The sequence below is a fragment of the Kitasatospora sp. NPDC059803 genome (genome assembly GCF_042732255.1).
GTDB lineage: Bacteria > Actinomycetota > Actinomycetes > Streptomycetales > Streptomycetaceae > Kitasatospora.
The window spans coordinates 1-13,138 of the sequence record NZ_JBHWIJ010000247.1; the positions used below are offsets into that span (position 1 = coordinate 1).

11 protein-coding genes are annotated in these 13,138 nt (G+C 73.6%); 5 read left to right on the top strand and 6 right to left on the bottom strand.

Annotation, left to right across the window (positions count from 1 at the left end; genetic code table 11):
- The first annotated feature begins 98 nt into the window (after nucleotides 1-98).
- Together recX and rny are read left to right on the top strand one after the other, a co-directional pair.
- Nucleotides 99-836: a recombination regulator RecX gene (gene recX / locus ACFV6I_RS30030; RefSeq protein WP_380428666.1), complete on the top strand. Its 738-nt coding sequence runs from the start codon at nucleotides 99-101 to the stop codon at nucleotides 834-836.
- A 156-nt stretch (nucleotides 837-992) separates the two neighbouring features.
- Nucleotides 993-2,462 (top strand): ribonuclease Y, encoded by a 1,470-nt coding sequence (gene rny, locus ACFV6I_RS30035; protein WP_380428663.1) that lies wholly within the window; start codon nucleotides 993-995, stop codon nucleotides 2,460-2,462.
- A gap of 76 nt (nucleotides 2,463-2,538) precedes the next feature.
- Here rny and ACFV6I_RS30040 read toward each other — a convergent pair whose 3' ends face one another.
- From ACFV6I_RS30040 to ACFV6I_RS30060, 5 genes are all read right to left on the bottom strand, one after another.
- Nucleotides 2,539-4,287, bottom strand: a complete 1,749-nt coding sequence (locus tag ACFV6I_RS30040) for an FAD-dependent monooxygenase (protein WP_063349325.1) — start codon at nucleotides 4,285-4,287, stop codon at nucleotides 2,539-2,541.
- Between the two features lie 122 nt (nucleotides 4,288-4,409).
- A complete protein-coding gene (locus ACFV6I_RS30045; RefSeq protein WP_380428664.1) occupies nucleotides 4,410-5,261 on the bottom strand; it encodes an amino acid ABC transporter permease in 852 nt (283 codons plus the stop codon).
- Entirely contained in the window at nucleotides 5,258-5,908 is a 651-nt protein-coding gene (locus ACFV6I_RS30050; protein WP_063349327.1) for an amino acid ABC transporter permease, read from the bottom strand. Before ACFV6I_RS30050 ends, ACFV6I_RS30045 begins: the two co-directional genes overlap by 4 nt.
- Before the next feature lie 55 nt (nucleotides 5,909-5,963).
- Nucleotides 5,964-6,866, bottom strand: coding sequence for a glutamate ABC transporter substrate-binding protein (locus tag ACFV6I_RS30055; protein ID WP_380336426.1), 903 nt, complete (start codon nucleotides 6,864-6,866; stop codon nucleotides 5,964-5,966).
- A gap of 120 nt (nucleotides 6,867-6,986) precedes the next feature.
- Nucleotides 6,987-7,760 carry an amino acid ABC transporter ATP-binding protein gene (locus ACFV6I_RS30060; protein WP_063349329.1) on the bottom strand — a complete coding sequence of 258 codons (774 nt, stop codon included), beginning with the start codon at nucleotides 7,758-7,760 and terminating at the stop codon, nucleotides 6,987-6,989.
- A 371-nt stretch (nucleotides 7,761-8,131) separates the two neighbouring features.
- Here ACFV6I_RS30060 and ACFV6I_RS30065 point away from each other — a divergent pair, with 371 nt between their 5' ends.
- Complete coding sequence (locus tag ACFV6I_RS30065) at nucleotides 8,132-8,887, top strand: response regulator transcription factor (RefSeq protein ID WP_380428665.1); 756 nt, start codon at nucleotides 8,132-8,134, stop codon at nucleotides 8,885-8,887.
- Nucleotides 8,888-8,893: 6 nt separating this feature from the next.
- Complete coding sequence (locus ACFV6I_RS30070; protein WP_380336421.1) at nucleotides 8,894-10,324, top strand: sensor histidine kinase; 1,431 nt, start codon at nucleotides 8,894-8,896, stop codon at nucleotides 10,322-10,324.
- Between the two features lie 91 nt (nucleotides 10,325-10,415).
- Here ACFV6I_RS30070 and ACFV6I_RS30075 read toward each other — a convergent pair whose 3' ends face one another.
- The gene (locus ACFV6I_RS30075; protein WP_079135875.1) at nucleotides 10,416-11,435 is read right to left on the bottom strand and encodes a TAXI family TRAP transporter solute-binding subunit; all 1,020 of its coding nucleotides are present in this window, start codon (nucleotides 11,433-11,435) and stop codon (nucleotides 10,416-10,418) included.
- An 85-nt stretch (nucleotides 11,436-11,520) separates the two neighbouring features.
- Between ACFV6I_RS30075 and miaB the strand changes: the two genes are divergently transcribed.
- Entirely contained in the window at nucleotides 11,521-13,023 is a 1,503-nt protein-coding gene (gene miaB / locus ACFV6I_RS30080; RefSeq protein ID WP_279634927.1) for a tRNA (N6-isopentenyl adenosine(37)-C2)-methylthiotransferase MiaB, read from the top strand.
- Nucleotides 13,024-13,138: the final 115 nt, after the last annotated feature.

The window sequence follows — 13,138 nt, forward strand, 5'->3', positions numbered from 1 at the left end:
CACCGCCGGCGCCGTCGGTCGGCGCGCTCGGGCGGGACCCCCCCACCGCACCGCCCACCGCCCGCCGCCGGCGGCGCTCGGCACGGGCGGCCGAGGAGATCGCCGCGGCCGGCTCCGCGGCGGCCGGCGAGGACCGGAGCGAGGCCGGGGCGGTCGGTCACGGGGGTGTGACCGCCCCGGCCCCGCACACCGGTCCCGGCGCGCGTCGTGGGCGGCGCGCTGCGGCCGGGCGCTCCGCCGGGCACGCCTCGGACGAGACAGGCGCTCCGGGCGACGCGCACGACCCCTCCGCCCGTACCGGCCGAACCGGGCGGAAGCGGGCCGGGGCCGAGGAGACGGCCGATCCCGAGACCCGCGCCCGCGACATCTGCCTGCGGCTGCTCACCGGCGCCGCCAAGAGCCGCAAACAGCTCGCCGACGCCCTGCGCAAGCGGGAGATCCCGGACGACGTCGCCGACGAGGTGCTCACCCGGCTCGAAGAGGTCGGGCTGATCGACGACGCGGCCTTCGCCGCGGCCTGGGTGGAGTCCCGGCACGCCGTCCGGGGCCTGTCCCGGCGGGCGCTGGCCCAGGAACTGCGCACCAAGGGCGTGGCCGCGGACCTGGTCGAACAGGCCGTCGCCCAGCTCGACCACGACGACGAGACCGAGGCCGCCCGGGCGCTGGTCGACCGCAAGCTGCGGTCCACCCGGGGGCTGGACCCGCAGGTCCGGATGCGGCGGCTGGTCGGCGTGCTGGCCCGGCGCGGCTACTCCGAGGGGCTGGCGTTCCGGGTGGTGCGGAGCGCGCTGGACGAGGAGGAGCCGGGCGAACCGTCAGGAACCGGGAGGGACTAGTGGCCGTCCGGTAGCCATTGCGTACGCTTCTTGGTCCAGTCCAGGTCGAGTCTTGACCGTTTCGTGACCCGCACCTAGCCTCGCACTCAGTGCGGGGGCGCTTCCGGACGGCGGTCCACGCCGGGCGGCGGACAGCGGTGACGGGGAGTGGGCGGCATGAGGATCTCTGCGGGCACCGGACCGGACACCTCCCTGCTGCCACTCGCCGGGTCGGCCGGCGCCGTCCTGCTGCTCCTCGCCGTCCTGGTCGGGCTGCTGGCCAAGCGGCTCCGGGCCGCCCAGCGGCGCGCCGGCGTCGAGGCCGAGCGCGTCCGCGACTGGGCCGAGCAGCAGACCTCCCGGCAGCGGGCCGAACTCGCCAGGCGCGAGGAGCAGTTGGCCGAGGAGCTGCGCCGGGTCCGGACCAGGGAGGACGAACTCGCCGTGCGCTCCGCCGAACTGGAGCGCACCCGGGGCGAGGCCGAGGCGCTGGTGACCCGCCGGGTGGCGGTGCTGGAGCGGGCCGGCGGACTCTCCGCCGAGCAGGCCCGCGCCGAACTCCTGCGCGAGGCCGCGACCACGGCCCGGCGGGAGGTCGCGGTCACGGTCCGGGAGATCGAGCGCGAGGCCAGGGAGGAGGGCGAGCGCCGGGCCCGGGGCATCCTCGCCGGGGTGATCCAGCGGCTGGCGTCGGTGCAGACCGCCGAGACGGCGGTCACCGTCTTCCGGCTGCCGAGCGAAGACATGAAGGGCCGGATCATCGGCCGCGAAGGCCGCAACATCCGGGCCTTCGAGGCGGTCACCGGCGTCAACCTGATCATCGACGACACCCCCGCGACGGTGCAGCTCTCCTGCTTCGACCCGGTCCGCCGGGAGACCGCCCGGCTCACCCTGGAACAACTGGTCGAGGACGGCCGGATCCACCCGACCCGGATCGAACACGTCCACGAGCGCAGCCGCGAGGAGGTCGAGCAGTGCTGCGTCCGGGCCGGTGAGGACGCCCTGCTGGACGCCCGGGTCGGCGGGATGCACCCCGAGCTCGTCCGCACCCTGGGCAGTCTGCGCTACCGGGTCTCGTACGGGCAGAACGTGCTCGGGCACCTGCTGGAGTCCGCGCACCTGGCCGGGATGATGGCCGCCGAGCTCGGGGTGGCCCCGGAGCCGGTGCGGCGGTCGGCGCTGCTGCACGACATCGGCAAGGCGCTCACCCACGAGGTCGAGGGCAGCCACGCGGCGGTCGGCGCGGACTTCGCCCGCCGGCACGGGGAGTCCCCGGAGGTGGTGCACGCGATCGCCGCGCACCACGGCGAGGTGGAGCCGCGCACCGTGGAGGCCGTGCTCACGCAGGCCGCGGACGCCTGTTCGGGCGGGCGGCCCGGGGCGCGCAAGGAGTCGCTGGAGGTGTACGTGCGGCGGCTGGCGCGGCTGGAGGAGATCGCCCGCGCGCACGAGGGCGTGGCCGAGGTGTACGCGATGCAGGCGGGGCGCGAGGTGCGGGTGATGGTGCGGCCGGAGGAGGTGGACGACCTCGGGGCGCAGCTGATCGCCCGGGAGGTCGCCCGGCAGGTCTCCGAGGAGCTGACCTATCCGGGCCAGATCCGGGTGACGGTGGTCCGGGAGAGCCGGGCCATCGCGGTGGCGAGTTAGGCCAAGAGTTGGGCCCTGTCCGGCGCACGCCCGGGGCCCGCGCCAGGGGTGCACGCCCGGGGCGCGCGCCAGGGCCCTACGCGCTGGGGGAGTCCACCTGCTGGGGCGCCTGGCGGGCGGCGGGCTCCGGCGCTGGGCTCTGGTCGGGCTCGGGTTCGGGTGCGCCGGCGAGCGGGGCCGGCCCGCCCCGGGCGCGGTCGGCGAGCGCCAGCAGGTCCTCGGCGGCGGCGCCCTGGGTGGCGCCGACCAGGTGCCCGTCCGGCCGGATCAGCAGCACGGTGTGCGGCCCGGCCTCCGGGTACTCCTCGGTGACCAGCACTTCGGCGGGCACCGGCAGCGCGGCGGCGACCTCGGCGAGCCGGGGCATCAGGCCGGCGCCCAGCCAGTGCTCGGCGGACCAGACGGCGGTGCCGGGGGCGACCAGCAGCAGCAGGAAGGTGACGCCGAGCCGGGCGTGTAGGTGGTCCGGGGTGCCGTCGGCGGCGAGCACCGGCAGGTCCGGGACGAGCACGCCGGGGGCGGTGGCCGGCAGCAGTTCGCTGAGCGAGGTGGTGCCGCGGGCGCCGCGCTGGACCGGCACCCGGCCGGGGACGCCCGAGGGCGCGGCCGGGTAGGCGGGCGCGCCGCCGAAGCGGCCGGTGCCGAGCTGTCCGTCGGCGAGCAGCGGTGCGTGCTTGCGGAAGCCGCCGACCAGCAGCGAGCGCCGGGTCTGCTGCCAGCCGCGCAGCGGGCGCAGCAGCGGCATGGACTGGTCGACGGCGCGCAGCCGGGCGCCGACCGCGCCGCGCCGTTCGGCCTCGTAGCCGTCCAGCAGGGAGCCGCCGGGTTGCGGGCCGCCGGAGTGGAGGTGCCAGGCGAGGGAGAGCCGCCAGGCGAGGTTGTCGGCGTCGCGCAGCCCGTCGGCCAGGTTCTGCATGCCGAGCGCGCCGTGCAGGTGGGCGGCGTCGCCGGCGAGGAAGCAGCGGCCGCTGCGGAACCGGGCGGCGAGGCGCTGCTGGGCGGTGTGGTCGGCGGCGGCGAGCAGGTCGAAGCGGGGGAGTTCGCCGCACCAGCCGGTGAGGGTGGCGGTGACCCGGGTGAGCAGGGTGTCGCCGGTGACGACGCCGGGCCAGGTGGCGTGCGGGTCGACGGTTTCGGTGGGGGCGGGCCGCCCGGGGGGCAGCCGCCAGTCGAGCCGCCAGACGCCGTCCGGCAGCGGGCGGGCGGAGGCCTCGCGGTCGCCGCGCCACGGGGGCTCGCGGTGCAGCCGGGCCTCGTGGAAGGGCAGGTCGACCCGGACGGTGGCGATGGCGTTGCGGTCGACGGCGGGGCGGCCGGGGAAGCGGATCTTCAGGAGCTTGCGGACGGCGGATCTGGCGCCGTCGCAGCCGACCAGGTGGCTGCCGCGCCACCAGGTGCTGGAGCCGTCCTGGGTGCCGTGGGTGCGGACGCTGACGCCGTCGCGGTCCTGTTCGAGTTCGACGACCCGGCTCAGCGGGACCAGCCGGACCAGCGGGGTGCCGGTGAGGGCGTCGCGCAGGCCGCGCTGGAGGCGGTGCTGGGGCAGGTGGAAGGCGGGGGAGTCGGTGAGGTCGATCCGCAGGACCTCCTGGCGGCGGCGCCAGACGGTGAAGGAGTCCCAGAGGGCGGAGTCCGAGACGGCCCGCGGGTAGCCGATCCGGGTGAGGAAGGCGGCGGTGTCGGCCCCGAGGACGACGCTGCGCGGGCCCTCGGGGCAGAGCCCGGAGCCCTCGTCCAGGACGATGGTCGGCACTTCGTGCCGGGCGAGGGCGAGGGCCAGGGCCAGACCGACCGGTCCGGCCCCGACCACGATCACCGGGTCCATGCGGTGACCTCCGGGCACGAACCGGCCGATGGGCCGGCGTCAGTTACCGCTGCCGCATATGCCGCGTGGATGCTCCCGGGAGGTGTCACGAAGAGCAATGCAACAGTTCACCTGCGTGTGCGTCAAGCAGCAGCTGAAGTGCGCCGGTTCGCGCCGCGACGGCCGCGCGCTTCGATCCACCGGGCGAGGGCGGTCAGCAGCAGGCACATGGCGATGTAGATCGGACCGATCACCAGCACCACGGGGATGTAGGGGAAGCCTGCGGCGTTGATCGGCTGGCTGGCGATCGCCTTGCCGACGAACAGCAGCTCGTTGAAGGTGATGACGAAGCCGAGCGAGGTGTCCTTCAGGGTGACGACCAGCTGGCCGATCATCGAGGGCAGCATCGAGCGGATCGCCTGCGGCACCAGAATTCCGGCCATCACCTGGGTCTTGCGCATGCCGAGCGCGTAGGCCGCCTCGGCCTGGCCACGCGGGACGGCGTTGACGCCGCTGCGGATGATCTCGGCCTGCACCGAGCCGTTGTAGAGGGTGAGGCCGATGACAAGCGCCCACATCGGCTCCTTCGCGAAGAACGCGTAGTAGAGCGCGACGATCAGGATCAGCAGCGGCATCGCCCGGAAGAACTGGACGAAGCCGACGGCCGCCCAGCGGACCGGCTTGTGGTCGGAGAGCTGTCCGGCGGCGAGCAGGCCGCCCAGGGTGAGCGAGAACAGCGCGGCCAGGCCGAAGGCCTCCAGGGTGGAGAGCAGGCCGTCCGCGATGCGTTGCTGGACGGTGTTGTACTGGAACGCGTCCCACAGATGAGGGTCGAACTGGCCGTTGTCGGAGAGCGCGGTGAAGACGTACTGGAGCAGGGCGGCGACGCCGATCAGCGCCAGCACCCCGAACAGCTGGTACCGGGTGCGGGCCCGCGGGCCGGGGGCGTCGTAGAGGACGCTGGCCGTGGGGGTGCGGGTGAAGAGGTTGCTCATCGGGCCACCGCCAGTCGGGATTCCAGGACGCGGAACAGCGTGGCGACCGTGGCACTGATCACCAGGTAGGCGCAGGCCACCCAGAAGAAGATCCCGAAGATCGCGTAGCCGCGTTCGGAGAGGGTCTGCTGCACGCTGTAGAGCTCGCTGACGCTGAAGGCGCCGGCGATCGCCGAGTTCCTCGGCAGCGCGATGAACACACTGCTCAGCGGGGCCAGGACGGTCCGGGTGGCCTGCGGCAGGATGATCAGGGTGAGGGTCTGGCCGAAGCTCATGCCGAGGCTGCGGGCCGCCTCGGCCTGGCCGAGCGGCACGGTGTTGATGCCCGAGCGGATCACCTCGCAGACGAACGAGGCGGTGTAGCCGCCGAGCGCCAGCACCGCGAAGGTGAGGTGGCTGAAGTGCACCCCGAGCGGCGGCAGGCCGAAGGTGACGGCGAAGAACAGCAGGGTCAGCGGCGTGTTGCGGAACAGCGTGACCCAGGTGGTGCCGAAGGCACGCAGGACCGGCACCGGGGAGACCCGGAAGGCCGCCAGCAGGGTGCCCAGCAGCAGGGCGAGCAGGGCGCTGAGCGCGCTCAGCTCGATCGTCTGCAGGAAGCCGTCGCGGAACAACGCGAAGTTGTCCTGCTCGAACAGGAACCCCATCCGGCGGCCCTCCTCTCATCAGATGGTCAGGACGGATGGTCGGGCGTGGACCGGATCAGTAGCGTTCGAGGGCCGGCACGGCCGGCGCGGCGGAGCCGGACGCGCCCAGGGTCGCGTCGTAGGCCTTCTTCCAGTCGCCGTTGTCCTCGTGGGCCTTGAGCGCGTCGCTGATGGCGTTGCGCAGGACCGCGTCGTCCTTGTTGAGACCGACGCCGTAGTTCTCCTTGGTGAACGGCTTGCCGACCACCTTGAGCTTGGGGGCGTACTTGGAGGCGTAGCCCTTGAGGATCGCGTCGTCGGTGGTGACCGCGTCGACCTCGCCGGACAGCAGCTTCTCGACGCAGGCCGAGTAGGTGTCGAACTGCGTGATCTTCGGGTTGTACTGCTGGATGTTCTTGATCGAGGTGGAGCCGGTGGCGGTGCAGACGTTCTTGCCGCCGACGCTCTCCGGGCCGGTGATCGAGGTGTTGTCGGCCTTCACCAGGAAGTCCTGACCGGCGATGTAGTACGGGCCGGCGAAGGAGACCGTCTTCTTGCGCTCGTCGTTGATGCTGTAGGTGCCGACGTAGAAGTCGATCTGGCCCTTGGCGATGGCCGGCTCGCGCTGCGAGGAGACCAGCGTCTGCCACTTGATCTGCTGCGGGCTGAAGCCGAGGTCGGCGGCGACCATCTTGGCGATCTCGATGTCGAAGCCGCTGCGGTCGCCGCTGGCGACGTCCTCGAAGCCCAGTCCCGGCTGGTCGGCCTTGGCGCCGATGATCAGCTGGCCGCGCTTCTTCGCCTCGGCGAGGATCGCCGAGTCGATCTTGACGTCGGTCTTGACCGTGTAGGTGGGCAGCGCCGGGGCGTTGCCGCTGCTCGCGGCGGTGGCGCCGGGGGAGCCGTCCTTGCCGCAGGCGGCGGTGGCGGTGAGCGCGACGGCACAGAGCGCGACGGCGAGGGTGCGACGAGTCCTCATGAGGGTTGTTCTCCTGGGAGCTGGGCCACGGCTAACCGGGCTCTGGCGTCTGGAAGGTGCGTGCACGGGCAGGGCCGCCCGGCGTCCTTGCCGGCGGCGGCCCCGCGTGGTCTCGAAGCGTCAGTGGTGGAGGATCTTCGAGAGGAAGTCCTTGGCACGGTCGGAACGCGGCGCGGTGAAGAAGGCGTCCGGGGTGTTCTGCTCGACGATCCGGCCGTCGGCCATGAACAGCACGCGGTTGGCGGCGGAGCGGGCGAAACCCATCTCGTGGGTGACCACGACCATCGTCATGCCGTCGGCGGCCAGCTGGCGCATGACCTCCAGCACCTCGTTGACCATCTCCGGGTCGAGGGCCGAGGTGGGCTCGTCGAAGAGCATCACCTTGGGCTTCATCGCCAGCGCCCGGGCGATCGCCACGCGCTGCTGCTGGCCGCCGGAGAGCTGGGCGGGGAACTTGTCCGCCTGCGCGCCGACGCCGACCCGCTCCAGCAGCCCGCGGGCGGTCTTCTCGGCCTGCGCCCGGGCGATCCCGCGCACCTTGACCTGGCCGATGACGACGTTCTCCAGCACCGTCTTGTGCGCGAACAGGTTGAAGCTCTGGAACACCATGCCGACCTCGGCGCGCAGCCGGGCCAGCTCCTTGCCCTCGTCGGGCAGCGGGCGGCCGTCGATGGTGATCGTGCCGGAGTCGATGGTCTCCAGCCGGTTGATCGTCCGGCAGAGCGTCGACTTGCCGGAGCCGGACGGCCCGATCAGGACCACGACCTCGCCCTGGACGATCTTCAGGTCGATGTCCTGGAGGACGTGCAGCGCGCCGTAGTGCTTGTTCACGCTGCTCAGCACGACCAGGGGGGCGGCTGCAGGGGTGGAGTCCTCGACCGGATTCTCGGCCATCGCGCCTGCTCCCTCGTGTCGGCCCGTGAAAGTCTGAACTCCCTTGGGCGGCAATGGTGGTACGAAATCCGGGAGCCGCGACCGGCGGAGCCGCAGCCCCCGGTGGGCCGACCATAGGAGTGATGACGACGTGCCGTCAGCCGATCTGAGCGGAACTTGAGGATCACGAAACGGCCACACGCTGCTCGCGGGCTGTTCGCCGGGGCGCCAACGGGGCATGTGACAGCCGGCGTCCGCGCCGGCGCGCCCCGCCCCGTGGCAGCCGTCGGGCGACCGAGCCTGGCGCCGGGCCGCCCACTGGCTCATACTGCGCAGGACCGGGGCCCGACCAGGCGGTCCCGGCGATCAGGTGGGGGAAGGAGGAGAACAGGATGCGATTGCTGCTCGTCGAGGACGACGAACGCGTGGCCGCCGCGCTGGTCGCGGTACTGGGCCGGCACGGCTTCCAGGTCCGGCACGCCCGTAGCGGGCACGAGGCGCTGGACGCCCTGGTGCCGGACGGAAGCGACCCGTACCGGGTGGTGCTGCTCGACCTCGGGCTGCCCGACCGCGACGGCTTCGAGGTGTGCAGCCGGATCAGGGCCGGCAGCGGCGTCCCGGTGATCATGGTCACCGCCCGCGCCGACATCCGCTCCCGGATCCACGGCCTCAACCTGGGCGCCGACGACTACGTCACCAAGCCCTACGACATGGGCGAGCTGCTCGCCCGCATCCACGCGGTGGCCCGCCGCGGCGCCGCCCCCGCCTCGGTGGCGGTGCCCGCGCCCGACGCCGTCCCGCAGCAGCGCGGCCCGCTGGAGTCCCGCGGCATCCGGATCGACCGGGAGCGCCGCCGGGTCAGCGTGGACGGCCGGGACGTGCCGCTCACCCGCAAGGAGTTCGACCTGCTCGCCCTGCTCGCCCAGAGCCCCGGCGTGGTCTACCGGCGCGAGCAGATCTTCAGCGAGGTCTGGCGCAGCGGCTGGGAGGGCAACGGGCGCACCCTGGAGGTGCACATCGGCTCGCTGCGCAACAAGCTCGCGCTGCCCGGCCTGGTCGAGGCCGTCCGCGGCGTCGGCTACCGCCTGATCCCGGAGTCCCCGGCACCCGCCGCGGACCCGGCCCCGCCCGCCCCCGCGGAGCGCTGACCGCACGTGCGCACCCGCCTGCTCGGCATCCTGATCGCCCTCATGCTCTGCGTCCTGGCCGCCCTGGGGCTGCCGCTCGCGGCGGCGGTCGCGGCGGCCGAGCAGAGCAGGGTGGTCGTCGACCGGCTCGACGACGCCGCCCGCTTCGCCCAGGACCTGCCCACCTCCGGCCCCTCGGCGGTGGAGTCCGCGCTCAAGGGCGACCCGGAGCCCGCCCCCGGCGACGTCAGCCGCCGGCGCGCGATCGACGCCGAGGTCCGCCGCTACCACGACCTGTACGGCGTGCGGCTGGGCATCTTCCAGCGCGACGGCGTGCCGATCGCCGCCGCCCCCGCCGACTGGCGGGTGCCCCGCGGCTGGGGCGCGCAGGCCTTTCAGGAGGCGCTGGACGGGCGGCGCAGCCACAACCCGCCCCAGGTCTGGCCGTGGACCGACGACCGCACCCTGACCGTCGCCACCCCGGTGGTGCGCGACGGCGACGTGGTCGCGGTGGTGCTCAGCGAGTCCCCCACCGGGGCGCTGCGCACCCGGATCCTGCACAGCTGGCTGGTGATCGGCGCCGGCGAGGCCGCCGCGATGATCGTCGCGGTGCTGCTGGCCGGCCGGCTCACCGAGTGGGTGCTGCGCCCGGTCCGCACCCTCGACCGGGCCACCCACGACATCGCCACCGGCCGGATGGCCGCCCGGGTAGCGCCCGGCGGCGGCCCGCCCGAGCTGCAGCGGCTGGCCCGCTCGTTCAACGAGATGGCCGACCACGTGGTGCTCGCCATGGACCAGCAGAAGGCCTTCGTCGCGGACGCCTCGCACCAGCTGCGCAACCCGCTGGCGGCCCTGCTGCTGCGAGTCGAGGTGCTCGGGCTGGAACTGCCCGAGGGGCACGAGGAGGAGCTCGGCGGCGTCCGGGAGGAGGGCGTCCGGCTGGCCCGGGTGCTGGACGACCTGCTCGGCCTGGCCACCGCCGAGCACGCCCGCCCCGAACCCGAGCAGACCGACCTCGCCGCGCTCACCCTGGCCCGGGTCGACGCCTGGCGGCCGGTCGCCGAGCAGCGCGGGATCGAGCTGAGCTGGGAGGGCCCGGCGCTCGCCGTCGGCATGGCGGACCCGATCGGCTTCGGCTCCGCCCTGGACGCCGTGCTGGACAACGCGCTCAAGTTCGGCCCGGCCGGCAGCGGGGTGCGGCTGAAGGTCTCGGTGCGCCGGGACGAGGTCGCGGTGACCGTCACGGACGCCGGGCCCGGCCTCGCCGAGGACGAGCTGCCCCGTGCCGGGGACCGCTTCTGGCGCAGCCCGCGGCACCAGAACGTGGACGGCTCCGGGCTCGGCCTGTCGATCGCCCGCACCCTGCTGGCGGCGGGCGGCGGTTCGCTCGCCTTCGCCCCGGTCGAGCCGACCGGGCTCGCGGTGACGCTGGCGGTGCCGCGGCCGGAGAAGCGGTAGCCCGTACGGGCCCGCAGCGCCCGTACGGCTTCCGGGCTTCCGGGCCTCACTGAGCGGTGGATCTCAGGGCTCCACCTTCAGGGCTCCACCTTCAGGGCTTCACCGAGCGGTAGTAGCGGGCCGCGCCCTCGTGCAGCGGGAGCGGGTCGGTGTAGACGGCGGTGCGCAGGTCGACCAGCTGGGCGGCGTGCACCTGGGAGCCGATCTGGTCGCGGCTGTCGATCACCGCCCGGGTCATGCCCTCGACCAGGCCCGGGTCCACGTCGTCCCGGGTGATCAGCAGGTTGGGCACGGCCACGGTGGCGACGGCGTCCTTGGGGTCGGCGTTCGGGTAGGTGCCCTTGGGCATGGTGGCCGCCCGGTAGGCGTCGGTGCCGCCGCCCTCCATCTTGTGGATGGCCCCGGCGAGGTCCCCCAGCGGCACGACCCGCATCCGCATGTGGTCGGACAGGTCGGTGAGGGCGCTGGTCGGCAGGCCGCCGGACCAGAAGAAGGCGTCGAGCTTGTTCTCGCGCAGCTGGTCGGCGGCGTCGCCGACGCCCGCCGACACCGGGACGATGTCGTGGTCCGGGTCCAGACCGGCTGCGGCCAGCAGCCGCCTGGTCACCAGGTTCACCCCGGACTGCGGCAGGCCCACGCCGACCCGCAGCCCCTTGAGGTCGGCCGTGCGGTGCACCGTCGAGGAGGACGGGACGATCAGCTGGAGGTAGTCGTCGTACAGCCGTGCGATCGCCCGCAGCCGGTCCTTGCCCGGGCCCTGGTAGTCGGCGACGGCGTCGGCGGTGGCGATCGCGAAGTCGTCCTGGCCGCTGGTCACCCGGGCCAGGTTGTCGATCGAGCCCTCGGTGTTGTCCAGGGCCAGCCGCACCCCCGGCATGGCCTTGGCGACGTGGGCCTCCAGCAACTGCCCGTACCGGTCGTAGACGCCGCGCTGCACGCCGGTCGCGAAACGCGTCTCGCCGCGCGGGTAGCCGGGCGAGCGGCCCGCCGACAGCCACCAGCCGCCCAGCCCCGCGACCAGCAGCACCAGCACCAGCACCGTCCGCCACAGCGGGCTGCGGGCCGCGGTGCGGACGGCGGCGCCGAGACGGGACGGGGTGGTGGGGGTCATGCAGGGATACTGCCAGGCGCTCCGCCGGAACGGGAGGGGAAACGGTGGGGGAAAAGCGCTTCGCGGCTGCCCGTACCCTGGTCTGGTGAGCGGTGAGAGCGGATTGAAGAGCTACAAGGTCGTCACGTACGGCTGCCAGATGAACGTCCACGACTCCGAGCGGCTGTCCGGCCTGCTGGAGGACGCGGGTTACGTCAAGGCCGGGCAGGAGGGCGACCCGGACCTGGTCGTGTTCAACACCTGCGCGGTGCGGGAGAACGCCGACAACAAGCTGTACGGCAACCTCGGGCAGCTGGCGCCGGTCAAGACCCGCCACAAGGGCATGCAGATCGCCGTCGGCGGCTGCCTCGCCCAGAAGGACCGCGACACCATCGTCCGCAAGGCCCCCTGGGTCGACGTGGTGTTCGGCACCCACAACATCGGCCACCTGCCGGCGCTGCTGGAGCGGGCCGCGGTCGAGCGCAAGGCCCAGGTCGAGATCCTGGAGTCGCTGGAGACCTTCCCCTCCACCCTGCCGACCCGCCGTGAGTCCGCGTACGCCGCGTGGGTCGCCATCTCCGTCGGCTGCAACAACACCTGCACCTTCTGCATCGTCCCCGCGCTGCGCGGCAAGGAGGAGGACCGCCGCCCCGGCGACGTCCTCGCCGAGATCGAGGCGCTGGTGGACGAGGGCGTCATCGAGGTGACCCTGCTCGGCCAGAACGTCAACGCCTACGGCTCCGACCTGGGCGACCGCGAGGCCTTCTCCAAGCTGCTGCGCGCCGCCGGCCAGATCGAGGGCCTGGAGCGGATCCGCTTCACCTCGCCGCACCCGCGCGACTTCACCGACGACGTGATCGCCGCGATGGCCGAGACGCCGAACGTGATGCACCAGCTGCACATGCCGCTGCAGTCCGGCTCCGACACCGTCCTCAAGGCGATGCGCCGCTCCTACCGCCAGGAGCGCTTCCTCGGGATCATCCGGAAGGTCCGCGAGGCCATGCCGGACGCGGCGATCTCCACCGACATCATCGTGGGCTTCCCCGGCGAGACGGAGGAGGACTTCGAGCAGACGATGCACGCCGTCCGCGAGGCCCGCTTCACCAACGCCTTCACCTTCCAGTACTCCAAGCGCCCCGGCACCCCGGCCGCCGAGATGGCGGACCAGGTGCCGAAGGCCGTCGTGCAGGCCCGCTACGACCGGCTGATCGCCCTCCAGGAGGAGATCTCCTGGGAGGAGAACAAGAAGCAGGTCGGCCGCGTCCTGGAGATCCTGGTCGCCGAGGGCGAGGGCAAGAAGGACGACAAGACCGACCGGCTCTCCGGCCGCGCCCCCGACAACCGGCTGGTGCACTTCAGCAGGCCGACGGAGCCGGTGCGCCCGGGCGACGTGGTGACCGTCGAGATCACCTACGCCGCCCCGCACCACCTGCTCGCCGAGGGCCCGTCGCTCGCGGTGCGCCGCACCCGGGCCGGCGACGCCTGGGAGAAGCGCCAGGCCAAGCCCGCGGCCAAGCCGGCCGGGGTGATGCTCGGCCTGCCGGGCATCGGTGCCCCGGCCGCGCTGCCCCTGGCCGCTCCGGCGGGCGGGGCCTGCTGCGGCGACTGACGGCCCGCTCCTCGAACGGGGCCCGCTCCTCGAACGGCGGCCCGCACCTCGAACGGGGCCCGCTCCTCGAACGGGGCCCGCTCCTCGAACGGCGGCCCGGCGGGACTTCGAGTCC